Annotated in this window: 27 protein-coding genes; 17 read left to right on the top strand and 10 right to left on the bottom strand. The window is 62.9% G+C overall.

Annotated features, from left to right (window positions below; genetic code table 11):
- Nucleotides 1–324: 324 nt before the first annotated feature.
- A complete protein-coding gene (locus HALLA_RS07285) occupies nucleotides 325–1695 on the bottom strand; it encodes an NAD(P)/FAD-dependent oxidoreductase (RefSeq protein WP_049952732.1) in 1371 nt (456 codons plus the stop codon).
- A gap of 203 nt (nucleotides 1696–1898) precedes the next feature.
- Between HALLA_RS07285 and HALLA_RS07290 the strand changes: the two genes are divergently transcribed.
- Complete coding sequence (locus tag HALLA_RS07290; protein ID WP_174887893.1) at nucleotides 1899–2867, top strand: D-2-hydroxyacid dehydrogenase; 969 nt, start codon at nucleotides 1899–1901, stop codon at nucleotides 2865–2867.
- Between the two features lie 118 nt (nucleotides 2868–2985).
- On the top strand, nucleotides 2986–3240 hold the full coding sequence (locus tag HALLA_RS07295) for a hypothetical protein (protein WP_049952734.1): 255 nt from the start codon (nucleotides 2986–2988) through the stop codon (nucleotides 3238–3240).
- 70 nt (nucleotides 3241–3310) lie between these two features.
- On the opposite strand, the gene asd is transcribed toward HALLA_RS07295, so the two are convergent.
- A complete protein-coding gene (gene asd / locus HALLA_RS07300; protein WP_049952735.1) occupies nucleotides 3311–4345 on the bottom strand; it encodes an aspartate-semialdehyde dehydrogenase in 1035 nt (344 codons plus the stop codon).
- Between the two features lie 270 nt (nucleotides 4346–4615).
- Between asd and HALLA_RS07305 the strand changes: the two genes are divergently transcribed.
- Nucleotides 4616–4894, top strand: coding sequence for a hypothetical protein (locus HALLA_RS07305; RefSeq protein WP_157231344.1), 279 nt, complete (start codon nucleotides 4616–4618; stop codon nucleotides 4892–4894).
- 140 nt (nucleotides 4895–5034) lie between these two features.
- On the opposite strand, the gene HALLA_RS07310 is transcribed toward HALLA_RS07305, so the two are convergent.
- The 4 genes from HALLA_RS07310 to HALLA_RS07325 all read right to left on the bottom strand — a co-directional run bounded on the left by HALLA_RS07310 (nucleotide 5035) and on the right by HALLA_RS07325 (nucleotide 7864).
- Nucleotides 5035–5226, bottom strand: a complete 192-nt coding sequence (locus tag HALLA_RS07310) for a 30S ribosomal protein S17e (protein WP_049952737.1) — start codon at nucleotides 5224–5226, stop codon at nucleotides 5035–5037.
- 69 nt (nucleotides 5227–5295) lie between these two features.
- Nucleotides 5296–6273 (bottom strand): hypothetical protein, encoded by a 978-nt coding sequence (locus tag HALLA_RS07315; RefSeq protein WP_049952738.1) that lies wholly within the window; start codon nucleotides 6271–6273, stop codon nucleotides 5296–5298.
- An 89-nt stretch (nucleotides 6274–6362) separates the two neighbouring features.
- The gene (locus HALLA_RS07320; protein WP_049952739.1) at nucleotides 6363–7016 is read right to left on the bottom strand and encodes a DUF447 domain-containing protein; all 654 of its coding nucleotides are present in this window, start codon (nucleotides 7014–7016) and stop codon (nucleotides 6363–6365) included.
- Nucleotides 7013–7864: a triphosphoribosyl-dephospho-CoA synthase gene (locus HALLA_RS07325; RefSeq protein ID WP_049952740.1), complete on the bottom strand. Its 852-nt coding sequence runs from the start codon at nucleotides 7862–7864 to the stop codon at nucleotides 7013–7015. The genes HALLA_RS07320 and HALLA_RS07325 overlap by 4 nt, the downstream gene beginning before the upstream one ends.
- A 151-nt stretch (nucleotides 7865–8015) precedes the next feature.
- On the opposite strand from HALLA_RS07325, the gene HALLA_RS07330 reads away from it, so the two are divergent.
- Nucleotides 8016–9212, top strand: a complete 1197-nt coding sequence (locus HALLA_RS07330; RefSeq protein ID WP_084568949.1) for a YihY/virulence factor BrkB family protein — start codon at nucleotides 8016–8018, stop codon at nucleotides 9210–9212.
- A 42-nt stretch (nucleotides 9213–9254) separates the two neighbouring features.
- On the opposite strand, the gene HALLA_RS07335 is transcribed toward HALLA_RS07330, so the two are convergent.
- The 3 genes from HALLA_RS07335 to HALLA_RS07345 form a co-directional block, all read right to left on the bottom strand.
- On the bottom strand, nucleotides 9255–10010 hold the full coding sequence (locus HALLA_RS07335; protein ID WP_049952741.1) for a tRNA-dihydrouridine synthase: 756 nt from the start codon (nucleotides 10008–10010) through the stop codon (nucleotides 9255–9257).
- A gap of 6 nt (nucleotides 10011–10016) precedes the next feature.
- The gene (gene cofD, locus HALLA_RS07340; RefSeq protein WP_049952742.1) at nucleotides 10017–11009 is read right to left on the bottom strand and encodes a 2-phospho-L-lactate transferase; all 993 of its coding nucleotides are present in this window, start codon (nucleotides 11007–11009) and stop codon (nucleotides 10017–10019) included.
- A 116-nt stretch (nucleotides 11010–11125) separates the two neighbouring features.
- Nucleotides 11126–12703 (bottom strand): hypothetical protein, encoded by a 1578-nt coding sequence (locus HALLA_RS07345; protein WP_049952743.1) that lies wholly within the window; start codon nucleotides 12701–12703, stop codon nucleotides 11126–11128.
- Between the two features lie 173 nt (nucleotides 12704–12876).
- Here HALLA_RS07345 and ligA point away from each other — a divergent pair, with 173 nt between their 5' ends.
- The 12 genes from ligA (at nucleotide 12877) to HALLA_RS07410 (ending at nucleotide 23782) form a co-directional block, all read left to right on the top strand.
- Nucleotides 12877–14715, top strand: a complete 1839-nt coding sequence (gene ligA / locus HALLA_RS07350; protein WP_049952744.1) for an ATP-dependent DNA ligase LigA — start codon at nucleotides 12877–12879, stop codon at nucleotides 14713–14715.
- 179 nt (nucleotides 14716–14894) lie between these two features.
- Nucleotides 14895–15674 carry an SDR family NAD(P)-dependent oxidoreductase gene (locus HALLA_RS07355; RefSeq protein WP_049952745.1) on the top strand — a complete coding sequence of 260 codons (780 nt, stop codon included), beginning with the start codon at nucleotides 14895–14897 and terminating at the stop codon, nucleotides 15672–15674.
- Between the two features lie 209 nt (nucleotides 15675–15883).
- Nucleotides 15884–17044, top strand: a complete 1161-nt coding sequence (gene hisC, locus HALLA_RS07360) for a histidinol-phosphate transaminase (protein ID WP_049952746.1) — start codon at nucleotides 15884–15886, stop codon at nucleotides 17042–17044.
- Entirely contained in the window at nucleotides 17041–17601 is a 561-nt protein-coding gene (locus tag HALLA_RS07365; RefSeq protein WP_049952747.1) for an adenylate kinase family protein, read from the top strand. Before hisC ends, HALLA_RS07365 begins: the two co-directional genes overlap by 4 nt.
- A complete protein-coding gene (locus HALLA_RS07370) occupies nucleotides 17598–18212 on the top strand; it encodes a CDP-alcohol phosphatidyltransferase family protein (RefSeq protein ID WP_049952748.1) in 615 nt (204 codons plus the stop codon). The genes HALLA_RS07365 and HALLA_RS07370 overlap by 4 nt, the downstream gene beginning before the upstream one ends.
- 96 nt (nucleotides 18213–18308) lie before the next feature.
- Nucleotides 18309–18866 carry a multiprotein bridging factor aMBF1 gene (locus tag HALLA_RS19940; protein WP_084568950.1) on the top strand — a complete coding sequence of 186 codons (558 nt, stop codon included), beginning with the start codon at nucleotides 18309–18311 and terminating at the stop codon, nucleotides 18864–18866.
- Between the two features lie 108 nt (nucleotides 18867–18974).
- Nucleotides 18975–19619: a triose-phosphate isomerase gene (gene tpiA, locus HALLA_RS07385; protein ID WP_049952751.1), complete on the top strand. Its 645-nt coding sequence runs from the start codon at nucleotides 18975–18977 to the stop codon at nucleotides 19617–19619.
- A gap of 62 nt (nucleotides 19620–19681) precedes the next feature.
- Entirely contained in the window at nucleotides 19682–20044 is a 363-nt protein-coding gene (locus HALLA_RS07390; protein ID WP_049952752.1) for a hypothetical protein, read from the top strand.
- Nucleotides 20045–20429: 385 nt separating this feature from the next.
- Nucleotides 20430–20849 carry a DUF3054 domain-containing protein gene (locus tag HALLA_RS07395; RefSeq protein ID WP_049952753.1) on the top strand — a complete coding sequence of 140 codons (420 nt, stop codon included), beginning with the start codon at nucleotides 20430–20432 and terminating at the stop codon, nucleotides 20847–20849.
- A gap of 415 nt (nucleotides 20850–21264) precedes the next feature.
- A complete protein-coding gene (locus tag HALLA_RS07400; RefSeq protein WP_049952754.1) occupies nucleotides 21265–21480 on the top strand; it encodes a hypothetical protein in 216 nt (71 codons plus the stop codon).
- A gap of 51 nt (nucleotides 21481–21531) precedes the next feature.
- On the top strand, nucleotides 21532–22542 hold the full coding sequence (locus HALLA_RS07405) for an ornithine cyclodeaminase family protein (RefSeq protein ID WP_049952755.1): 1011 nt from the start codon (nucleotides 21532–21534) through the stop codon (nucleotides 22540–22542).
- Nucleotides 22543–22774: 232 nt separating this feature from the next.
- The gene (locus HALLA_RS07410; RefSeq protein ID WP_049952756.1) at nucleotides 22775–23782 is read left to right on the top strand and encodes a DHH family phosphoesterase; all 1008 of its coding nucleotides are present in this window, start codon (nucleotides 22775–22777) and stop codon (nucleotides 23780–23782) included.
- A 47-nt stretch (nucleotides 23783–23829) separates the two neighbouring features.
- Here the strand turns inward: HALLA_RS07410 and HALLA_RS07415 are convergent, their stop codons facing one another.
- Complete coding sequence (locus HALLA_RS07415) at nucleotides 23830–24291, bottom strand: Hsp20/alpha crystallin family protein (RefSeq protein WP_049952757.1); 462 nt, start codon at nucleotides 24289–24291, stop codon at nucleotides 23830–23832.
- Between the two features lie 143 nt (nucleotides 24292–24434).
- On the opposite strand from HALLA_RS07415, the gene HALLA_RS07420 reads away from it, so the two are divergent.
- Entirely contained in the window at nucleotides 24435–25118 is a 684-nt protein-coding gene (locus HALLA_RS07420) for a type 1 glutamine amidotransferase domain-containing protein (RefSeq protein WP_049952758.1), read from the top strand.
- Nucleotides 25119–25163: the final 45 nt, after the last annotated feature.

The following is a 25163-nucleotide window of genomic DNA, read 5'->3' on the forward strand; positions in this document are numbered from 1 at the left end:
TGAGATACCGCTAGACGATTGAAGTGTACGCCCGGAACACTAACGTCCAGCCTCATCCCGAGGCGGCGTGCCGCGTCGGCTGGCTAACCCTCGTGCCGGGCGGGTGAGTTAGACGGCCTCACCATCCGTGTGGCGGTTTGGACCGCCAGGCCGGTGGAACAGTACCACCATGATGTCGCGCGCCCGGGTTCGCCGTGTGATCATCGCACCCGTATGGGTAAGCTCGGACGGGGACTTGAGGCACGCACTCGAGATAGCACCGCCACGCGTTTAAAGACTCCCGTCCGAAGGACGGACTCGCCGCCCGATTTCGGACCTCGAGAACTAGTAGATGTACTCGTCTTCGCTGAACTGCACGTACTTGCCGTTCCGGTAGGCGAACTTTCGTTTCTTGTACGCAGCGAGGATTTTGGCCGCGCCGATCCCAGCGGAGTACCGGTTCGAGATGATCGATCCGTCGTCGGAAGATCCCTGCATGTCGCGGATCGTCTCGAACGCCCAATCCCAGTCGTCGGGTTCGTACTCGGCGACGATGTCGGCGAACGCGACGTTTCGGCGGATCTCGTCGCCGATCGCGCGTTTCCAGACCTCGTTGTAGTTCTCGAGCGAGTCCGTCGCGGCGAGACGACCGGCGATTTTCCCGGTGCGCACGGCGACGTGGTAGCCGCCCTCGTGGAACGCCGAGGTCGTTCCCATCGCGCCGCCGGCGACGGCGATGTTCGCCCCGACGGGTGACTCGACCGGGCGGGTCGAGGAGATCGGGTACGTTTCGGTTCCCTTCGATTTGCCGCGGCCCTCGACGATGGGGAAGTCTTCCTCGATATCGTACTCGTCGCCGTACTCGAGTTCCAACAGACGCCGGATGTACTCCGAACCGGAGGGAATGCCGTCGTCGGACGCCCGCAACAGTTTGTACGACTCCGGAGAATCGACATCCTCGAGCGTCATTCCGATGGGCATGGTTAGACCGACACGGGCGACCGTACCGTCGTTGGGGAACACCCACGGATACGCGGTTTCGCCGGGCATATACCCCCACCAGAACTTTAGGCGGTCTTTCTCGAAGAGTTCGTCGGGGAACTCCCGATACTCCTGATAGGCGATGTGATTCGCCTCGGGCGGCGAGAGGTGTTCGGCGATGCTCGATCCCGGCTTGGTGAACTGATCGAGCGCGTCGAGGGTGATACGTCGCTGTGGCCCGTCAGCGAGAATCGCGTACTCGGCCTCGAGCTCGTCGCCGTTCGCGAGCGTAAGCGTATGGGACGGCCCGGAGAGATCGGTTTCGATCGATTTGACGCCGGTTCCGACGCGCAGGTCTGCGCCGGCGTCGGCGGCGCGTTCGTGGAGCCAGTCGTCCATTCGCGCGCGGTGGAACGTGTATCCGAATTTCGGATACGAGGCGTCCATCCCGGTGGTGTTTAACTCGACCGACGAGGTCGGGCCGACGAAATCGGTTCCCTCGAGTTCCTGGAGGACCACCTCGTCGGGTATCTCCTCGAATTCGAAGTCCATGATGTCGATCCAGTAATCGAGCATTCCCGCAGCGTCGGTCGAATCGGGGCCGACTTCGGCGCGGTCCTCTCGCGGGACGCCCTGCTCGAACAGGACCGTTTCCGCGCCGTGGGAGGCGGCCCGTTCGGCTGCGGTCGCACCCGCGGGACCGCCGCCGATAATCGCGACGTCGACGTGTTCCATACTCCGTTCGGAGTCAGCGAACCATATTAAACTGCCTGAAATTCGTGTCCGCTGTCCTGAAAAACCCGCTCGAGGAGTTGTTGATCAACTGATGTAGATGGCGGCGAACGACCGCTTCGAGACGGCGGCATTCACGATTGATCTGCCGACGGATCGGTCGGAGGTAACTAACGTTTTTGACGGCACCGGCCGACAGCACGTATATGGCCGATGATGTCGACGTGCTCGTCCTTCGACGAGGAACGCACGGAATGCCGGTCGAACAGTACGTAGAAACGTTGCGAGAGCGGCTTCCGGACCGAACCGTCGAACTCGCTCGAACGCCGGCGGAAGAACGTGAGAAAATTCGTGATGCGACGTTCGCGACGGGAATGTCACTCGATGCGGAACTGCTCGAGGTGGCCGAAAACCTCGAGGTGTTCGCGTGTGCGTACGCGGGAACCGGCCACCTACCGCTCGAGAAACTGCGCGAGCAAGGCGTGAGCGTGACGAACGCTTCGGGGGTCCACGGGCCGAACATCGGCGAGCACGTGCTCGGCGCAATATTACACTTCACGCGACGCTTCCACGAGGCACAGCGCCGCCAGCGTCGGCGCGAGTGGCGCCACTACCAGGCCAACGAACTGGCCGGTTCGACGGTGACGGTCGTCGGTCTCGGCGGGATCGGCGAGGCCGTCTGTCAGCGTCTCGAGCCGTTCGACGTCGACACGATTGGCGTCAGGTACTCTCCTGAAAAGGGCGGCCCGACCGACGACGTGATCGGGTTCGGAACGGACGCCTTCGACGAGGCACTCGCTCGAACCGATTACCTCGTGCTGGCCTGCCCGCTCACCGACACCACTCGAGGCCTGATCGGCCACGAGGAGTTCGTCACGCTCGATCCTGATGCGGTCGTCGTGAACGTCGCGCGCGGTCCTGTCATTGACACGGACGCGCTGGTCGATGCCCTTCGCTCGAGTTTGATCCGCGGCGCGTCGCTGGACGTGACCGATCCCGAACCGCTTCCCGAGGAGCATCCGCTCTGGGGGCTCGGAAACGTCCAGATCACGCCCCACAACGCCGGCCATACGCCGAAGTACTACGACCGACTCGCGGATATCGTCGCGACGAACGTCGAGCGGATCGAGCGATCCGACTGGGACGCGGAACTCGAGAACCGCGTTTCTCTGTAATTGTGAATCGCGTTTCCCGATGAGTGTGAGCGGGGACGGCACCTAAAGCGCCAGCCAAAATCTTCCAGCGACTGCTCCCCAATGTATTTACTTGCATAGGCGCAAACGTATAGTGGATATGACGGTCCTCTCGACGGAAGACGAAGGAAAGTTTCTCATGGACATCCGCGGCGAACAGATCGGTATCGTCACCGAAGTCGACGCGATCGAGCAGGTCGCGTTCGTCGATCCCGAACCGAATCTCACGAATGCCTGGATTCAGAGCCTCGGCTTCGGCGAAGCCGGCGAAGACGACATCAAAGTTCCCGCGGACAATGTTGAAACGGTAACCGATTCGGAACTCCGCGTCGACGCCGACCTGAGTAGCGAGTAATCAACGGAGACGGACGACCGTTGTTCCGCCATCGGCCACTTCGGGCGGGTTTGGGCCACTTCGAGTGGGTTTACAGGTAGCCGTTCTCGAGCAACAGTTCGCCGTTGAGCACGCTCGCGCCGGCGGCACCGCGGATGGTGTTGTGGGCGAGACAGTTGTACTGGAGTCCGAACGGCGACTCGCGGATACCGCCAGTGGCGATCGCCATGCCGCCGCCGAGCGTTCTGTCCATCCGCGGCTGGGGTCGATCCGGTTCCGAGAAGACGTGAATGAGCGGGTCCGGCGAGGAGCGGAGGTCGAGCGACGGATACGACTCCATGGCCGCCGCAGCGTCGTCGGCCGAGATATCTTCTTCCGTTTCGACCCAGACGTTCTCGAGGTGACCGTCGATGGTCGGAATGCGGTTACACGAGGCTGCAACCTCGACGCTGTTTTGCGTGAGTTCAGCGCCATCGAAGTCGCCGAGCAGTTTTCGCGATTCGGTCTCGAGTTTGTCCTCCTCGCTGCCGATGTGGGGAATCGCGTTGTCGATGATCTCCATCGAGGTAACGCCGTCGTAGCCCGCTCCCGAGACGGCCTGCAGGGTCGAGACGTGAACCGATTCGAGGCCGAACTGCGTGAGCGCGGCAAGGGTCGGGACGAAGGTGATCGTCGAGCAGTTGGGATTCTTGACCATCGCACCGTCCCAGCCACGCTCGTCGCGCTGGACCTCGAGCAAGTCGAGGTGATCCGCGTTGACCTCCGGAATAACGAGCGGAACGTCTGCGTCCATCCGCGCGTTCGAGGAGTTCGAGGAAAGCACGTACCCAGCCTCGCAAAAGGCCGGTTCGACCTCGGCGCCGACGCTCGAGGGGAGCGACGAGAACAGGAGGTCGACGTCGTCCGGAACCGAATCCGGCTCGGTTGCCTGTACCGTCATGTCAGCAACGCCGGTCGGTATCGGCGAGTCGACGCGCCACTTCGCGGCGTCGCGATAGGATCGGCCGGCGCTCGAGTCGCTCGCGGTCAGTGTCGTTATCTCGAAGGACGGATGCGGGTCGAGAAGCTGGATCAATCGCTGGCCGACGGCGCCAGTTGCACCGAGAACGCCTACACGTACAGTCATTTTCCGCACCTCAGGTTTGGGGGCGCAAAACCGTTTGGATTTCACTCGCATACGGACGCCGAAACGAGCGAACATGATCGGTACACGGGTGGTCGAAATCGATCGGTCTCTGGAACGAGCATAGAAGAGATTAAGAAAACGGAGCCAAACAGTAGGCTAAATGGAACACGATTGTACCCACACACGTTCGAGAACGTCATCCTTGGTCGCCAATCGTGGCGCTTCGCTCGAGACCGCACAGCCAACTGCTCGCGCGTCCGGGTGGTCCCGATGAGTGAGTCGACCTCTGATTCGCCGGCCATCGGTCCGTTTGAGGGCGGTTTCGGTATCGGTGCTGCTGTCGTCGGTATCGTAAGCATCCTCTTTGGCGTATACGCAGCGTACGATGGATACATGGGGACAGGAATGGTCGTGCGAAGCGTGGAGCCGATGAGCGAACCAATCTTGCAGGGAATTATTCTTCTCGCGTTCGCCTCGGCGTTCGGAATCATCGCGCTGTACGTCGGCGCGTACATGGAACCTGGACTGGGCGGCGACCAGGGACACTGAACACGTAACTGGATCCGAAACGGCGATTTCCAGACTCGCGGCGTGATTACTAACGGAATCGTTCACCTTCGAGTAATACACCGAGGCTAGCGCTTTGGGGACTGTCCGATCTCGAGCGTCGCGAGTACGTGTCGTGAAATTTAGGCCGCGACCTGTCCGCTTTTCTTGCGCGTGACGTAGCCGGCGATTCGGTTCCGAACGCCCTTTGATTCGATGTTCGTAAGCTTCTCGACGCTGTCTTTGTTCTGTTCGAAATCGGTCGTGAACGCGTCCGGATACTGCTCCAGCAGGAGCGTCCCCGTCTTCTTGACGTAGGCCGGTTTGATTGCCATAGAGATTGGTTCCGTCTAGAGGGCCTTAATTGACTCCCTTTGGATTCGATCGCTGGACAACCGCTGGATTCAGTCGTTCGTGACGAGATTCGGGCTTGGTGCCTGCTGGCTGTCCTGATCCGTTCGTTCGGGCGTGTTGCCCACGAGTTCCCGGAACCGCTCGGATCGGCTCGCAACGCGATCCATCGTTTCGCTGTCTGGCTCGATGTCCCGTGACTCGAGGAGGAACGTGGTGATCACGACGGTCTTGACCCACGGTTTGAGGAAACCGGTGTAGATCGTGAGGGCCGTCCCGAGAGCGATCACCCAGCCGAGAACTTCGAACAGGCCACCGAGGTTTCCGAGACCGGTTGCGACCGGTATCAGGGCCAACACGAGCACGAACGCGAGGGCGTACAATCCGACGACGATCGCAAGCGTCGACGCGAGCACCGATTTCCAGGTCTTCCCGTAGAGAACGATTCCATCTCTGGCAGACCGCCAGCGGTTCTGCTCGGGATTGCAGAACATGTGTGCGATGATCGCTTCGTCGATGTACGAGGCGGCGATCGTGATGGCTTTTCCGAGAAGCTCCACGAGCTTCTGTAGGTTTGGAACGATAGAGAGCAGTTCCGAGAACGAGACGACAGCGCCGTTGAACTGTTTGATGACCGCCTTGACCAGTTGATCGACGGCAAAGAGCGCGCTCGCTTCCGTGAAGTGTTCGGTTACCTGTGATTTGCCGTACCGGATCTGATTCGGTGGCACCTCACCCGTTTCGATGACGTGTGCGATGACCGCGATGTGGGCTACTTTAACGAGGTAAAGTACGTAGCGGCTGAACAGTCGCCACCCAGCGACGAACAGTCCGACCGCGAGAACCAAACCGACGAACGCGACGAGTTCGGAGATTGAACTGGACTCGAGCAATCTGGTTCCGAACCACGCGATGGCTCCGAAGTAGACGACGGCGAGGAGTCCACAGAGCAGTCCGATACCGAGTCGTAGCACCACGAACGGCAGTGTCTTCCGATAGACGCTGGTTGCAGTTTTGAAATGAAGCCTCATCTACGGGTCGATCCCGCCCGATCGTATTTAACATCGAGCAGGAACTACCCTGCCATCGAGGCGGAATCGACCCACCACTCGCGATCGACCTACCACTCGCTGTGCTCGCGCACGCGAGAGAGCGCCTCCTGTTCGCGGTCGCTTCCGGCGCGGTCGACCACTGACGCGTAGTACTCGAGTCGGTCCCGCAGCACGGGTTCGTCGTAGCCGTCGACCTCGAGTCTCGATGCGGCGACGGTCGCTTCGACGATGGCACCGAACCCTCGGTTTATCGTCGGCACAGTTTCCGTTTCGACCGCCGACTCGAGCGGCCGAAGCTGCCAGTCTTCCCACCGCGTCCCGTTCTCGCTGCCGGAATCGATTCGCTCGACCGAAACGCGGACCCACGCGTCGGCGGACTCGAGCACGGGCTCCTCGAGTTCGTAAATAGAAAGTGCGGCGTCGACGAAATCGACGGGGTTGCGCGTAAACTGCACGTATCCGGACCCCCGTCTGTGGAAATTCCGCCGCGTCCGCGTGTTCCCCCACGTGCGTGCGGAGGTTCGAGTTTCCGCATCGTTCGTCTTGGTCGTGCCCTGACCCTGCTCCGCCGGCTCGGCGAACAGCCCGAGTGCGGCCGCGTTCCAGCGACCGTTTGGGCCGAGCGTGGTCACGACCGTTTCGGTTACGCCCTCGAGTGTGACCGGCCACGCGGCGTTGCCATCGAAGGTGTCCACCCCATCGCCGTCGTTCGCGCCGCTCATAGCTCGATCAGTTCGTTCTCGAGGGCGATGAACAAACCGGCGGCGATCAGATCCGCGGTGGTTCCCGGATTGATCCCCCGCGAGACCAGTTCGTCGGCGAACGATTCGACCGCGTCCCGGTCCGTCGCTCGGCCGTCGGTTCGAAGTATGTCCGCGGCTCGTTCCGTCACTTCTGCAGCAGTTTCCCCGCCGCGGCGTTTTGCGACGAGGGTGTCGGGACGTTCTGCGAGGGTGGCGAGAAAGGCAGTTGCGGCTCTATCCGCAACCGGACCGCGCGCCGTAGCGATCCGATCGGCGACGTCGAACGAGCGCTCGAACCCGGCGATCCACTCGCGGGCCACGTCGTCACCGGGGACGCTCCGGTCCATCACGTCGAGAAGCGTCAACCCGCGCTCTTCGAGTGCCGGTGCGGCATCGCTCCCGCGTCGAACGTCGAGCGCCTCGAGTTCGGGGTCGGGTTCGGAAACGAAGACATCGACGTGCTCAAACGCCCGGTAAAAGGCTTTTGCATCCGCGACGGTGGTGTCCGCGACGACCGATTCGGCGGTCGATCGCGAGATCCCGTCGTCCGCCGCCTTCACGAGCGGAACGAGCAACAACAGGGCCCCGAACTGGGTGTTTCCCCCGCCCTGTTCGGCCATTCCCGCAACGCTTTGCTCGAACGACGGGCCGACCGACTCGCCCGACTCGGCCATCCGGAGACCGCTCTGCGCACCAACCGCGCCAGCGAGGAAGTGTTCGAACAGCAGGTCCTCGAGGTCCCGGTGCCGATCGACGTTGCCCGGTTTCGGCGTTCCGCAGACCTCGAGCAACAGCGCGAGTTCCGCGTTCTGGGCAGCACTTCGCATATGCACTGTCGTCGAATCTGTCGGCCGACGGCTTAGGACTTGCTGGACAACAGCCCGGAGACCATGCGGGACGAGAGACAGAAGCGCCTGGGCCGCTCGTCGACGGCCTCGCAAGCACCCCGATTTTTTCGGTTGGTGTCGAGCGTTCGCTATGAGCGACACCAACGGAGAGACGAGCACGGCCCGGCGGATGCGCGAGTTCGCGGGGACTGTGGTTCGCGGGATCAGCGACCGAAACGTGACGTTCATGGCCGGAAGCATCGCCTATCAGGCGTTTATCTCCCTTATCCCGCTGCTCGTACTGGCGTTCTTTCTCGTCTCGGTCGTCGGTGACGAGGGCCTCGCGTCGCAAGTCACCCAAACCACGCAGGGGTTCTTGCCTGCGGCCGGAAACGAACTCCTCGAGGGTGCGATTTCGGGATCCGTTGCGACAACCGGCGGGACCGTCATCGGTCTCGTCACGCTGTTGTGGGGATCGCTGAAGATTTTCCGCGGCCTCGACACGGCGTTTTCGGAGATCTACGAGTCGACGGGCGAGGCGTCGTTCGTCGATCAACTCCGCGACGCCTTCGTCGTGTTCTTCGCGATCGGTCTCGCGCTCCTAGCCGCGGCCGTTGCGAGCGTCGTGTTCGCGATATTCCCCGAGAACACGCTCATCGGGGTTCTCAACCCGATCGTTCTCGTCGTCGGCCTCACGCTCGCGTTCGTTCCGATGTACTACTACTTTCCCGACGTAGAAACGACCGTTCGGGAGATACTGCCGGGTGCCGTGGCCGCGGCTATCGGCTGGGCGGTACTGCAGGGACTCTTCCAGGTGTACGTCTCCGTCGCCGCGGGTTCGGAGTCCGCCGGCCCGATCGGAGCGATCCTCCTGTTGTTGAGCTGGTTGTACTTCGGCGGGCTGGTGTTGTTGATCGGTGCCGTCGTGAACGCCGCACGGAGCGGGCACCTCCCCGCCGCCGACGGATCCGCCGAGCACGGTACGCCCGTCGACTCCCGCGACGATGATCGACCGCAGGAGTTCGATGGTATCCACGCGGCTTCCGGGCCGAGACCGGGGGCCGAACGAACGTTTGAGCGCAATATCGCCCGTCTCGAGCGGGAGGTCGCGGACCTCGAGGGCCAACTCGCGATGCTCGAGAACGACCTGGGTGCCCAACGCAGCCGACGATATCGACTCGAGGACCGAGCGGCGACGTTGGAAGCGGAAACAGAGCGCCTCCGCTCAGAGAATCGAGATCTCCGCCGCAGGGTCGAACGCCAGAGCCGTCCGGCCTGGCGGCGAACGCTCGAGCGACTCTTCGAGCGGGCAACGAGCGTGAACGTCGGCGTGGTCCGTCGATCGTGAGACGGAGGCTGTGAGAGCGCGAAAGACGGCGCAGTCGCCGACTCAGTGCTCGATCGAATCCCGTTCGAGCCCGAGATGAGTATCGACGGCGTTTCGAACGCGCTCGAGCACGACCGGGTTGTCGCTCGGACGGCCGACGCTGACCGCGTCCGCGCCGTAGTCGGCGTACTCGCGCACGGTTGGCTCGTCGCGAACGCCGTTGTTCGCGATCACGTACAGCCCCGTCTCGTCGACGACATCTGCGATTACGCTCTCGGAATCCATCGCGTCGACGTGAACGAACGCCGCGCCGGCGTCCTCGAGTTCTTTGGCGAGCGTCGGCAGGTCGACGCCGGGGACCTCCGCACGCACTTTGACGCCGGTCGTCGCCCCCGTCTCGGTCGCCGTCTCGACGTACGATCGAAGGCGGTCAGTATCGGCGAGCAACTGTTCTCCACAGCCGACCGCGCACAACTCGTTCTGCCTGCAGTGGGCATTTATCTCCAGCAGCGCATTTCGATCGCGACAGACTCGAGCGGCGGGTACGATTGGTTCTGCCGTCGTCGTTCGAACGTTAACCCCAGGCCGTATCGGGGCCGCCTCGAGGGCCTCGAGCTGTCGGTCGATAAACTCGAACGGATCCGGCGGCAGGAACTCGTTACGGTCGCGGTCGACGAGTTCGCGGGCAGCTCCTCGAGATTGTTCGTCGATCGCGATTCCGCCGAGAAACGCACAGCCGGCGAACGCCGTGCCGGCTCGAGCCCAGTCGGCGTCCGCCTCGCCGCTGAGACTCGCCAGTGCGAGCGGTGGGGAGAACATGCTCACTCACTCGACCCGCTCGATGGCGTCGACGGTCGTTCGGACGACACGTTCGGCGTCGTCGCTCGAGTCGATCCTGATGTCGGTTCGAATCGTCGGTCGATCGAACTCGGTGTCGTCCGCATCGTCGACGACGAACGCATCGGCGAACGGGTAGGTCTCCGCAAGGCCGGCAGTCGACGGCTCCGCGCCCACCGCTTCCATCAGTTCCTCCGCGGGCCCGGAGAACGCCTCGTCTCCGAGAAACGGCGAGACGACTACCACGGGTGTCTGGCCCAGCGCGTCTGCGAACCCCGGAATCGAGAGCATCGGCCCGATGCTGGTCACCGGATTCGACGGGCCGATAACGACGGGATCAGCGAGCGCCTCGAGAACGCCCGGTGCCGGTTCTGCGTCGTCCGATCCCCGGAACTCGACGTCCTCGACTTCGGGCTCTGCGTTCCATCCGACCCAGTACTCCTGAAAGTGCATCGTCCCCTCCTCGGTGTGGACGAGGCTGGCGATCGGGTCGTCGCTCATCGGAAGCAGGTCGAACGAGACGTCGAACGCCGACGCCAGACACGCGATCGTCTCGCTCAGGCCCTGCCCCTGATCGAGAAGACTGGTCCGCGTGATGTGGACGGCGCGGTCGCGGTCGCCGATCGTCATGAACTCGCCGACGCCGGAAAAGCGCCGCCAGTTGGCGAGCGCTCGACCCGCGGTCTGTCGATCGTCGGGGAGGTACTGCGGACCGGTCGGGAGGTCCGCCGCGTCGGCGATCTCGAGCAGTTCGGCGTTCGTTCGGTGGGTGTCGCCCTCGATGCCCCACCAGGTTTCGCGGTCGAGCACGTCGCCGCCCTGAAAGAGCAACGTGTCGACGTCCGGGCAAACCAGCAGGCCGCCGAGTTCGATGTCATCGCCGGTGTTGGCGATGACCGTCACGTCGTCGGGCGAGAACGCAGCGTCCACTCCGTCGACCAGTTTCGGTGTCCCGGTGCCACCGGAGAGGAACGTAACCATACGCACACACGCGTCCGACGGTACTTAGTCTCTTTTAGCCCGAGCTGATCAGTCCCTTTCAGCCGGACTCGAGCGGTCGCCCGCGGTCGAAAAGAAGCGACAGACCCGCTCGCGACTCACTCGCTGACCCAATCGGCGAAACTCCCCTCAAGGAGCGTCTCCGATTGGCGCTCGACGTACCGGCGTTGCATCGATTCGATCGCCGTCTCGAGGTCCTCGCCCGACTCGAGCGCCCGACTCACTTCGTCGTGTTTCCACTGGGCTGGCGTGAGCCCCTGTCGGACGCGCCGCCTGAGCGGGTAGAGGTACTTCGCGGCTTCTTCCTCCGTGAGTCCGCGATTCGTCAGGCCGTCTTCGGCGTGGGCAAGCAGGTCGTCGTAGAGCTCGAACGAGTCGGTCGTCTCCTTGCCGTCGTTGGTGATCCACGTCATGTCCGCGTCGAGACCGTCGCGCATCGCGGCGTAGAAGTTCTCGTGGGCGTGCTCCCAGTCGAGTTCGTAGACCGGGTGCTCGAGGCGGACCAGACTCTCGAGCAGGCCTGCGAAGGCGGCCTGAAAGGCGACCGAATCCCGAACCGTCGGCTGGGCGGGGATGGGTCGGAACTCGATGCGGGCGTTGGCGGCCGAGCGCGTCGCGCCGTCGAAGACGGGCCGAACCCACCGCCAGTAGGTGCCGTGCTTGCGCCGGAAGTGCGGGAACTGGTCGTCGAACCGGTCGCCGGTTTCGACGGGCATCGGCACGAGCGTGTCGTCCTCGACGATCCGTTCGATCGCTTCTTCGATCTGCCCGAGGTCGCGCGGGAACCGCACCTTCCCCTCGGAGGTGTGGCGTTCGTTGAGGACGCTTTCGAAGACGCTGATCCGGTGTTCCATCCACGCGTCCGCGAGGATATCGTCCGGCGCCGCGCCCTCGTCGTAACAGTCCGCGGGGAAGAACGGGGAGTTGACGCCAAGCGCCAAAAGCGGCCCAGCGATGCGCAGCGCGTAGTTGAAATACAGCGGGAGGTCGATCGCGTGGGGAACCTGATAGTGCGGCTGGATCGACGTGATCAGGCTCTCTGGCATGACGGTGTCGGCCTCGAGGCTCACGTTCGGCGCGTCGATTTCCATCGCCGCCGACCGGGCACGGTCCGTGTTCGCCATCGCGTGGTAGCGCCCGGAGTCGCTCATGTTCGTCGCGATCCGGATCTGCGTGCCGTCGTCTCCCTGCCCGGCCGTTTCGCCGTCGTCACCATCCACGACCGTCCGTTCGACGCTGTCCGTGAGGTAGGTCGTCGCATCCTCTCCCTCCGGCGGTATCGTCCACATGGCGTCGCTGACGAGACGCATCCCTTCGGAGTTGGTCACGTCGAGCGCCGTCCGCAGGCGCGCTTTGACCTCCGACTCCTGGGCTCGGAGGCCGTCAGCGTTCAGCGGCTGGGGGCTCGTCGTCATCTCCGCGTTGTGGAGCCCGAGTTCCTTCTCGAATCCGATCAGTTCGAGGAGACGCCGCGGGACCCGCCGGAGCGAACACGCGTCGGATTCGATCGCGTAGAACTCGTACTCGAGGCCGACGATCGCCTGTGGGTTGTCGAACACGCCGTCGTCGAGCGCCTGAATAATCGTTTCGGCGTCAGCCTCGGCCCTAGAGCGAAACTCCTCGGCGTCGACCGTCAGTACGTCCGCAACCCGCGCAGCGAGTTCCTCCTCTGGCATACGTGCGAGTGAGTTCCCGATTGCCTTGAAGGCACGCCCATCGAGACGGTGCTGTGACCGCTTCGAACGACTCTCTCGATTGTGGCTGGGTCAAAACGGGATACCGCGCAAGTGCCGTCAATCCGTGTCGCCAGTCAGTTCGTTTAACACCGTCAGTTACGTAGCCACCGCCGATGGAGTTCGCCACGTTCACGGAGCGGGTCGCCGCGATCGAAGCCGAGCCAGCGGATCTCGAAATCGTCGACCACGTGAGGGCCCTTCTCGAGGAGAGCACGGCGGATAGCTCGGGCGACGAACAGTGCGGTGGCGAACAGATTCCGGACGAACAGGGGAGTGGCGAGCAGGCTGTGGACGACCGCGGCGGTGGCGACCGAACTGCAGCCGAACTCGAGATCCTCGCGCGGTTCGTGCAGGGCCGAGTCTTTCCGGCGTGGGATTCGACGACGCTCGATATCGGCCCGAGTTCGTGTTACGAGGCGATCGCTCGCGCTGCGGGAACGAACGTCAGCCCGGTCAACGTGGAGGATCGACTCGCGGAGCTGGGTGAAATCGGCGAGGTCGCCGCCAGTTACGAGTACGGCGGCCAGCAGGGTTTGGGGGCGTTCACCGACACTGCTGGTGACGCGGGCGGGGACTCGCTTACCGTCCGCGAGGTCGACCGAACGCTCCGCGATCTCGCGGCGGCGGACGGCGACGGCAGCGCCGACCGGAAGATCGACATCCTCTTCGGCCTGTTCAACCGCTGCTCGAGCGAGGAAGCGAGATACCTCGCCAGGCTCGTCCTCTCGGAGATGCGAATCGGCGTCGGCGAAGGCACGGTACGGGATGCGATCGCGGCCGCGTTCGACGTCCCGACCGACCGAGTCGAACGCGCGTTACAGGTGTCGAACGACTACGGCCGGGTCGCTCGCGTGGCTCGCGAGGACGGACGCGCTGGCCTCGACGCGATGGACCTCGAGGTTGGCCGGCCGGTGCAGGCGATGCTCGCCCAGACGGGCACGGTGACAGGCGTGCTCGAGGAGTGGTCTGAAGCCGCCGTCGAGTGGAAGTACGACGGCGCGCGAGTCCAACTTCACTACGACCCCGATCCCGAACGAACGGGAGAATCGAAGGCCGAGGTCCGCGTCTTCTCGAGGAACATGGAGGACGTGACCGACGCGCTTCCGGAGGTCGTTGAGTTCGCCGAGGAAACCCTCGAGCGACCGGCCATCCTCGACGGGGAAGTCGTTGCCGTCGACGAGGACGGCTCCCCGCTTCCCTTTCAGGAAGTGCTCAAACGCTTTCGGCGGAAACACGACATTGCAAAAGCGCGCGAGAACGTGACCGTTCGCCCGGTGTTCTTCGACTGTCTCCACGCCGACGGTACTGATCTCCTCGAGTCGCCGCTTACGGCCCGACACGAGCAACTCGTCGAACTACTTGCGGAAGGCGACGGGGCTGCTGGCGATTCTCCCGACGAGATTCGAGGACTCTCCCTGCTCTGGCGAACGGACGACCCCGAGGAAATCGAGGCGATCGACGCCGAAGCCCTCGAGGCCGGCCACGAGGGAATCATGCTCAAAGATCCCGACTCGACGTACTCGCCGGGACGGCGCGGGAAGCACTGGCGAAAGCGCAAACCCGACGTGGAGACGTTAGATTGTGTGGTGACCGGTGCCGAGTGGGGCGAGGGTCGGCGCGCGACCTTCCTCGGCACCTTCGAACTTTCGGTGCGTGCTGACGATTCCGACGGGGCCCTCGAGACGGTCGGCAAGGTCGCGACCGGTATCACCGACGAGACGCTAGCGGATCTGACAGACTTGCTCGAGCCACACATCATCGCTGAAACGGGACAGGAGGTGGATCTCGAGCCCGAAATCGTCTTCGAGGTCGGCTACGAGGAAATCCAATCGTCGCCGACCTATTCGTCGGGCTACGCGCTGCGCTTTCCGCGGTTTCAGGGCGTGCGCCACGACAAGAACCCGTCAGATGCGGACTCGATCGAGCGCCTCGAGCGACTACAGGGCCAATGAACGACGGGGTACGGGTTGCCCGATTCTCTCCCTGACGCGGGAGTCGTCGCTAACCGAACATGTCGTTCACTTCACGACCGAGGGTGATAGACGCACCATTTGATTTACAGGATCTATGGCCCTATATTCGCTCAATTACAAAAATAATTAAGAGCGCGTAGATGGGGATCAATTATGTCATGGCTATCGAATCGGACACGCGAACGGTAATCGTAACGGGCTCGACGAGGGGACTGGGGAAGCGTATCGCGGGACAATTCGCGGAAAACGGCGATAATGTCGTCATTTGTTCGCGATCGCTCGAGGACTGTGAACGGGTCGTCGAGGAATTCGAAGGGAACGACGGCACCGCTTACGCGGTCGAAGTCGACGTGAGCGAGAGATCATCCGTCGAAAACTTGATCGATGAAACCGTCGACCGTTTCGGTCGTCTCGACGTTCTGGTAAACAACGCGGGTATTAACATCCGCGGTCCTGCGGAGGAGCTGACGCCCGAGGACTGGCAGCAGGTTATCGATGTGAACTTGACGGGAGCCTTCTTCTGTGCGCAGGCGGCCGGCGCCAGAATGATCGAACAGGGCGACGGCGGTGATATCGTTAACATTTCGAGCATGATGGGGAGCATGGGCCAACAGGATCGGACGCCGTACAACACGGCGAAGGGAGGCGTCAACAATCTCACCCGGTGTCTCGCCGTCGAGTGGGCGGAACACGATATCCACGTAAACGCGCTCGCACCGGGGTACATCATGACGGAGATGGTCGAACAAGCACAGGACGATACGGGATTCGACGAACAGGATATTAGGGATCGGACACCGCTCGATCGGTTCGGGACGCCGGAGGAAGTGGCGAACTGCGTCGAGTTCCTCGCTTCGAAAGACAACTTCGTCACGGGCGAGGTGCTCACCGCCGATGGCGGCTGGACGGCGTTCGGCTGGGGCTGTAAAGATAACTGACAGTACTCGATGTCGACGATTCGGCGATCGCGGTGTACATCGACCGCGTTCGAACGGTGTCTCCTCCCGATCGCTAACAATCCGTCGTACCGATTCGGCCCGCGGCCCGCTCTCTGCTCGCCGCCGCACAGCGCGGGTCGCCACGGTCCGCGATGTGCGACTGACCACATGTAAGCACCCTTAAGAGCCACGGGAAACAGGATTCGCGTATGCAACCGCGCGACCTGTCCGACCACGTCGCATACCAGGCCGGTCGGGGGATCGAGGAGGTCGCCCGCGAACTCGGGCGTGATCCCGCCGAATTCATCAAACTCGCCTCCAACGAGAATCCCCACGGTCCCTCGCCCGCCGCCGTCGAGGCTATCCGCGAGACCGCCTCGAGCGTCAACGCCTACCCGAAAGCCGCCCACGCGGACCTCACCGCGGCTATCGCATCCGAGTGGGACGTCGACGACTCGCAGGTGTGGCTCGCAAACGGCGGCGACGGCGCGCTCGATTACCTCCACCGGGCGATGCTCGAGCCGGATGACGCCGTGTTGGTTCCCGAACCCGGCTTCGCCTACTACGGCATGAGCGCTCGATTTCACCACGGCGCGGTCAAGACCTACGCCCTCGAGCGGACCGAGGATTTCGAACAGACCGCCGATCCCGTGCTCGAGGCCTACGCCGGCGAACGGGTCGTCTACCTGACGAGTCCGCACAACCCGACGGGCACGACGATCGGTCTCGAGGAAATCGAGCGCGTCGCCGAGGAAACAGCCGACGACACGCTCGTCGTCGTCGACGAGGCCTACGGCGAGTTCGCCGCGGTCGACAGCGCGCTCGCGCTGATCCAGGGTCGCGACGGATACGACGCTCGAGACGATGTTGCGACCCTGCGGACGTTCTCGAAAGCCTACGGCCTCGCCGGGGTCAGGCTCGGGTACGCCGTCGTTCCCGAGCAGTGGGCCGACGCCTACGCACGCGTGAACACCCCATTTGCGGCGAGCGAACTGGCCTGTCGCGCGGGGCTGGCGGCCTTCGACGACGACGAGCACGTTCGACACACCGTCGAAACGACCCGCGCCTCGCGCGAGTACATGCGCGAGAACGTCGACGCGCACGTCTGGCCGAGCGAGGGAAATTTCGTCCTCGTCGCAGTGGGTGACGCCTCGGCCGTCGCCGAAGCAATGCAAGCGCGGGGCGTCATCGTCCGCGACTGTACGAGTTTTGGCTTACCGGGGTGTATCCGGATCACCTGCGGGACCGACGCCGAAACCGAACGTGCGGTCGAGACGCTCAATGCGGTCCTCGCGGACCTTGGACTCCCCGATGGCGCGGCGAGCGACGACAGTGCGGACCCGAACGCGCCGGAGGTGTCCGACTCGTGAGAGTCGCCGTCACGGGCACCCCCGGAACCGGAAAGACCACCGCGACGAACGCGCTCGCGACTCGAGTGGCCGAAGAAGATTCAGCAGCCGATAGTTTCTCTATCGGTGATTCGACGCTCGAGGTCGTCCACCTCAACGACGTGCTCGAAGACGAGGCGTTGTACACCGAGGTCGACGAGGACCGCCAGAGCAAGGTCGCGGACATGGACGCGCTCGGGGAGTGGCTCGAGGGGACGGACGACGCGCTGATCGAATCCCATCTCGCACACCACTTCGACGCCGATCGGGTCGCCGTGTTGCGATGCGAGCCGGAAACGCTCGAAACGCGACTCACCGAACGCGGCGAGACGGCGGAAAAAGCGAGCGAAAACGCCGAGAGCGAAGCCCTCGACGTAATCCTCGGCGAAGCCGTCGACCGCCACGGCCTCGAGTCGGTGTACGAAATCGACACGACGAATCGGACGCCCGAGGCGGTCGCCGACGCCCTCGAAGCGGTCGTGATAGGCGAGCGCGAACCGTCTGCCGGCGATGTCGACTTCATGGGGTATCTCGCATGACGCTGGATCAGTTCAGGCCGTACATCTCGAAATTCCTGGATCCCTTCGTCAAGGGATTCGACCGGATCGGGATGACGCCGAACGGGGTCAGCGTGCTGGCGTTCGGCATGGCCGTCGCGGCGGCCGTCGCCTTCGCGCTCGGCGGTCGAGGGGATCCGATCTGGTTCGTCGGTGCGGCGATCCTCGTCTTCGTCAACGGCTGGTTGGATATCATCGACGGCGCGCTCGCGCGCGAGCAGAACGTCGCCTCAGCCGGCGGCGACCTCCTCGATCACGTTCTGGATCGGTACGCTGACATCGTCGTCATCGCCGGACTGGCCGCTGGCATCGAGAATTACGTGCTCGGATTCCTCGCAGTTACCGGCGTCGTGATGACCTCCTACCTCGGAACGCAGGCGCAGGCGGTCGGTCTCGATCGAGTGTACGGCGGCCTCGTCGGGAGAGCGGACCGACTCGCGATCATCGGGATCGTGGGCTTTCTCGCCTACCCGCTCGCGGACGCGACACCGGGCGGACTCACCGTCGTCGGTTGGCTCTTGGTGTTCCTCGGCGTCGTCGGCCACCTCACCGCGCTGCAGCGATTTTACTACTCCTGGTCGGCGCTCGAGTGAGCGCTGCGCACACGAACTGCTCCGGACCGACGCCCTCGCGTTGTGGACTCGATGCTCGCCGCATGGTTTATCACGCACCGGAATATAGACTCTCCCATGGTTCAGTGCGAAATGTGTGGCGCCGAGACGTCGTCCCCGAAAACGATCAAAGTTGAGGGTGCCAAGCTGGACGTGTGTTCGGATTGCACAGATTTCGGCACCGAGGTGAACACGGGCGCCTCGAGTTCGAGTACGTCGACGAAGTATTCGACGGGCTCGAGCTCCGGCGGCTCTTCGGGGTCGGGTTCGGGTGGCAACACCTCGAGTACGTCTTCGAGCAGTTCCACGAGTTCCGGCGGGTCGACCCGCAGAACGGACATGTTCGACGACATGGACGAGATCGCGACCGACTACGACGACCGGATCAGACAGGCTCGCGAACAGAAGGGCCTCAGCCAGTCGGAACTCGCGAACGAACTCAACGAGAAGGCGAGTCTCATCACGAAACTCGAGCGGGGGGACACGCTCCCGACCGACAGCGTGCAGTCGAAACTCGAGAAGTTCCTCGACGTGAGCCTCACCGGGGAAGGCGGCTCGAGCGAGGACGCTGACTGGGACGGCGGCTCCGCCAGCGGGAGTTATACCCTCGGCGACGTGGTCAAGCGAAAGGACTGATCGGATACGCTGGGAAGTTCTCGGCCCTCGATACCTGCCGTCGACTTCTTCCAATCGGCTCGCTCGGCTGTCGAAACCTCTTTCTGTGCTCGCGGGCCTCTCTCGGGTATGTTGATCCTCGTCAATCTGAAGACGTATCCGTGCGATCCAGTCGCCGTCGCGGAAGCCGTCCGCGACGTCGACGAGGAAACCGATGCTCGAGTCGCCGTCGCACCTCAGGCCGCTCACATAGAGCGAGTTGCGGCGACCGGCGTCGAAACGTGGGCCCAGCACGTCGATCCGATCGACTACGGTAGCAATACCGGACACACGCTGGCCGAGTCGGTCGCCGAGGCCGGTGCTGTGGGAACGCTCATCAACCACTCCGAGCAGCGGCTGAAACTCGCGGATATCGACGGCTCGGTTCGGGCCGCCGAACGAGCCGGACTCGAGACCATCGTCTGTGCGAACAACCCCGCACAGATCGGCGCGAGCGCGGCGCTCGGGCCGGACGCCGTTGCCGTCGAACCGCCCGAACTCATCGGAACCGGAACGCCGGTCAGTCAGGCAGACCCCGATGTCGTCGAGGACGCAGTCGACGCTGCGAGTCGCGTCGACGACGACGTCTCGGTTCTCTGTGGCGCGGGAATCAGCACGGGCGACGACGTGGTCTCTGCCGGCGACCTCGGGGCGGAGGGAGTGTTGCTCGCAAGCGGCGTCGCGAAAGCAGACGATCCGAAAGCCGCACTCGAGGACCTCGTCGATCCGCTGTAACTGACACCGCTGTCGCTTTGAACACGCCCACCCTTTTCGTGCTCGCTCGCAAACGTCCGTTAATGAGCGACGACCGGCCGGTAGCCGTCACCCTCGAGAACCGATTGATGAGCAACGGCTACTACGTCACCGACTACGAGGAAACCGACGGCGGGATCGACCTCACCTACGAGGCGGTTAGCGAATCTGAAACCGTGACCAGCCACGAAGTCGGCGTCGTCGTCCGGACGGTCCTCACGATCGACGACGAGCGCGAGGACTGGAATCCCGGTCGCCTCGAGGTGACTTCGACGACGACCGACGGCTCGGTTCGCGGGCGCTGGCACGTCGAGGCGAGCTGGTTTCGGGAACTCGCCGGTGGGCTCTCGTCGCTCGAGTTTTCCGAGCGCGTCCTCGAGACGGTGCGGACCCCTCTCGAAGAGTAGTCCGCTGTCGAGGAGCCGCTTCCGCGACGAACGGCATCGGGTTGCAGGTAGGCGGTTCCTACGTTCCCGTGTCCTGACCGACCGAAACGACTCGAGCGTCGAAAGCGACCAGTAACAAAGCCGTATCGGTGGCAACTCACGTCCGTGCGAGGCCCGCCCTCGCACGTCGGCACTGTCCGTTGGACGACTCTCGGCCCCTCCGCCGAGACCCTCCTCCTGTCTTTTGCTCGAGGACGCACGTGTGTTTGAGCCGGCTGTTCACGTCGCTATATAGATTCACGCTGGGAACGGACCGCTCGTACTTCCCCCGAATTATCGGCGAGATCCGAACGCGTTCGCCACGGAAACCGTGGCACACAATAGGTACGGGGACCCTAGCACGGCTATGAGCACCGAAACTCGGGGTCAGTCACTTCCTGCCGTCCTCACCCGCGAACGCCTCGGTCTCGCGGCGATCGATATCCTGGCCGTCGCCGGACTCGTCACGTACGGGTACGTCCATCACAGCGAGGATCCGCTGGCGAACCCGCTGGGTGTAGTCGAACCGATCACCCCGTTTCTCATCGGCTGGGCGCTGACGGCTGTGCTGGCCGGGTTGTACGCCAAAGATATATACGCCAACCCTGCTCGAGCGGCACGGTACACCGCGGTTGGCTGGATCGGCGCGGCAAACATCGGGCTGATCATCCGCTCGACGCCGGTATTCGAGGGTGGTTCCCCGTTCCCGTTTAACCTCGTGATCACCGGATTCGGACTCGTGGTCCTCCTTTTGTGGCGGACCGCATTCGCCGTCGCCGTGCGGTGATCTCCGCTGCAGACTGACGGCTGTATGTTGGTCCTGTTCGGTGTGTGAATCAGCGATCGTCGCACGCTGTGCCCTCGCTCAGTACACATATGAATACATACACATAGAGAATCGTATACATACGCGGATCGATGATCGAACTCGGCCCCTCGTTCGCTGATTACGATCGTCTCGCTCAACACACCGTTTTGAACCCGACTCCTTCGTGCGGTTCTGTGTGTGATTTTCGGCGTACCCGAGAACGATTGCCACGTTGTGGCATAGTATTATAACTATACAACAATGATATCCGGACGAATGATATCTTCATAACTTATAGAAAACACTCGAGTTAGATCGGTATTAGAATCTAATTCGGTATCAGGCGATTATGGGAAACACTTATATTACTATTCCACATAGGATAGTATACATTATGACTGGATATTACGACATTGTTCTCGCCCTCATCCCAGTCGCACTGCTCGGCATCACGGTCGCTCTCACCGTCGTCGGACTCTCGATAACGACAGCGATACCAGTCGGATCGGTAGCCGCGATGACGCTCATCGGTCACGCGATGTTCGTCAACGGACCGATCGACTCGAGAGACGAAACCGGAACGACGCGGCCACCGATCAACGCCGACTGATCTCGGAGCTATCTCACTGTCTTTTTCTCTCCCTGTCCCGTTTGGGCGATTATGACCGAAACGCTGTTTCTCTCGAGCGACGATGTCGCGGCACTCGCATCGCCGGAAGCGTACGTCGAGGCAGTCCGGGAAGGATACCGCGAGCGCGGTCAGGGCGCACCCGCAGATCCGCGCTCGGCGTATCTTCGAACCGATCCCGATGGGATGTTCACGGACTACGCCGCGTTGCTGCCCGAAACGGGTGCGATGGGTGGGTACATGTACAGCGCCGGATTCGACGCCGGCGACGCGTGGTTCGTGACGCCGCTTTTCGACGCGCAGTCGGGCGAACCGCTCGCGATCATCGACGGGGCGAGCATGAACCCGTTCAAAACCGGCGCTGCCGGGGCCGTTGCTGTCGATTCGCTCGCCCGGGAAGACGCAAAAACACTCGCCGTCATCGGAACCGGTCCGCAAGCCCGCGGGCAGGTCCACACGACGGCCACCGTCCGGGACTTCTCCGAGGTTCGCGTCTACTCGCCGACCGCGGAAAGCCGAGAATCGTTCGCCAACGAGTTTGCCGACGAACTCGAGGCGTCGGTTCGGGCCGTCTCCTCGAGCGAGGCGGCCATCTCCGGTGCGGATGTCGTCATCACCGCTACGACGGCGACTGAGCCGGTGTTCGACGGGGATCATCTTGATCCAGGCACGCACGTGACTGCGATGGGCCAGTACCATCCCGACAAACGGGAACTCGACGCGACGACCATCGAACGCTCGACGTACGTGCCTGATCTGCGAGCGCGAGTCTCGCAGGATGCGGGCTCGTTTATCGCCGCGCGCGAGGCCGGTCGCGTCTCGGACGACCACGTCCACGCCGAACTGGGCGAGGTGGTCGCCGGCACCGAACCGGGTCGCACCGCCGACGACGAGATAACCGTCTTCGACAGCGGCGGTACCGGAATCGAAACGGTCGCCGCAGCGGCGTTGCTCTACGAGCGAGCGCTCGAGAACGATCTCGGCACGCAAATTCCGTTCGCTCCGGCGAGCGAAGCGTTAACGGGCCGACGACACGACCGCTAGGGCTTACCGTCGCACGAACGGACGACCAATTACCCGAAACGGCGTTGCGACTCGAGCAGTTAGCAATCTAAAATTTGCCATATTCATCTGTTTTATTGCTATTCTGATGCGGATCACTGGAACAGAGCGTATTGACTTATTGATCTGTTACGGCAGTTAATTCGCGGTTTCCAGTCGACACGCTCGACATCTCGCCGCGACTTACAAACCGCTCGTGTCCGTAGGATTAGGTATGTCTCGAGCGGAAGATCTGGGAGAAACGCTCGCGGAGATGGATTCGCTCACCATCGTCTGTCATGACAACCCGGATCCCGACTGCCTCGCCAGTGCCCTCGCGCTCAAACGGATCGCACAGCAACACGAGGTGGACGAGATTTCCATCGTCTACGGGGGTGAGATCTCCCACCAGCAAAACCGAGCGTTCGTCAACATGCTCAACGTGGGGATTCAACAGATCGAAACCGCTTCGATAACCGAGGACGACCGTCTCGCCTTCGTCGACCACTCGGTGCCGGGCGGGAACACACAGCTTCCGGCGACGATCGAACCGGACATCGTGGTCGACCACCACCCCGACGGCGATGTCGAGGCGGCGTTCGTCGACATTCGAATGGACTACGGTGCCACGGCGACGATATTCGTGGAATACCTCTTCGATCTGGAGATGACCATCGCGACTCGACTGGCCTCCGCACTCCTCTTTGCTTTGCATCGCGAACGTCTCGATTTCGTCCGTGATCCGACAGAACGGGAGTACGAAGCTGCACTGGCCGTCTATCCGGAAGCTGACCTCGAGATGCTAGAGCAACTGTACGGCAGTGCCTTCTCCCCGGCGACCCTCGATGCGATCGGCCACGCTATCGCGTCGCGAACGCGCCGGGGATCGTCACTGGCTGCGAGCGTCGGCCGAACCACCGAGACTGACGCCCTTCCGCAGGCGGCTGACTACCTGCTCAATCTCGAGGGCGTCGATACCGTGTTGGTCTACGGAATCGTCAACAGCGCGATCAGAATAAGCGCGCGCTCGATCGATCCGCGGGTTCAGGCTGGAGACACGTTGACCAGTGCGTTCGGCGAACTCGGAACCGTTGGTGGTCACCACGACATGGCCGGCGGCCGGATCGATCTCGGGCTGTTCGCCGACGTCGCTGGTGACGAAAACGAGTTGCTCGAGTTCGCCAGTACTCGCCTCGAAAAGCGGTTTTTCGACGCCCTCAATCTCAACGACAAGGACGAGTAGCGCTCTCGACGAGGGTCGCACCCTATTCGAGGGGTGGAGCGACGGACTCACTCGATGTCGATCGAATGCGCCGCTTCGTCGGGCTCGAGTTTCGGGAGTCGGATCGTCAGAACGCCGTTGTTGAGGTGTGCATCGACCCCCTCGGCGTCGACGGGGTCGGGAATGCTGACCTGTCGGCTGAACGAGCGAGTGCGCCGCTCCCGCCGGAGGTAGGTATCGTCGCTGTCGTCGATCGCGTGTTCGCGCTCGCCGTCTATCATCAGGTGTTGATTTGTCAACGTGACCTCGATGTCGTCACGCTCGAACCCGGGAACGTCCACGACGACGACGAACTCGTCTCCCGCGTCGGTCATATCGAGTCCGGTTCCCTGCGAACCGACGCTCATGTCGAGGCGGCCAGCGTCCGCTCCGGTTTCACGGTCGTCGCCCCGTCGCGCCGACTGCAACTGCCGACTCAATCGATCGAACAGTTCTTCGAGTCCATCGAACGGATTCGGTCTCTCTGCCATACTCGAGGGTACGACACCTGCGGCGAAAAAGGCCACTCTCACTGGTCGTGACCGTCCGCGATCGAAATAGGTTGCCGACGGCGATTGCGGCAGAACCGAGGGGTTGGACCGTCGTTAATGTGCTGGATCCCCTACCGGCGTGTATGACTCGAGCACTGTTCGTCGTCAGCGAAGAAGGCTACTGGGGAGAAGAATGCGTCGAGCCACTCGAGACGCTCACCGACGCCGGGGTCGACATCACCGTGGCGACGCCGACGGGCGGACCGCCGCGGATCGACGAGCGGTCCGCCGATCCCGAACAGGTCGGCGAGGAAACCGCCGAACACGTCATGGAGGTCCACGAGACCGACGAGCGACTGAACGATCCCATCCCGCTCGCGAAGGCTCGAGCCGGCGAGTACGATGCCGTCGTTTTCCCTGGTGGTCACGGCACGGAGTGGGACATCAACCAGGACAAACACGCGCGCACGCTCCTCCGAAATACGATCGAAGGCGACGGGAAAGCCCTCGTCGTCTGTCACGCCATCGCCATCCTCGCGTTCACGCGGGACAGCCACGGCGCGTTCCTCGTCCACGACCGCGACGTCACCGGCTTCCCGAACGAGTGGGAGGAGGGAATCGTCGACGACGACGACCTGATGCCCGACGGCCGAAAGCTCCCCTACTGGGTCGAAGACGAAGTGATCGCCGCGGGCGGCAACTGGGACGCCGAACTCGAGTCGGAGACGAGCGTCACCGTCGACGGCGACCTGATTACCGCACGCGGCCCCGGTTCCTCGAGCGCCGCAGGACAGACTCTACTCGAGGAACTCGGGATCGAGGCCTAATCCGGTTGAGACCTAACCCGGTTGCAGTCGCGTTCGAGGCACCAC

It is taken from the genome of Halostagnicola larsenii XH-48, from assembly GCF_000517625.1.
Lineage (GTDB): Archaea > Halobacteriota > Halobacteria > Halobacteriales > Natrialbaceae > Halostagnicola > Halostagnicola larsenii.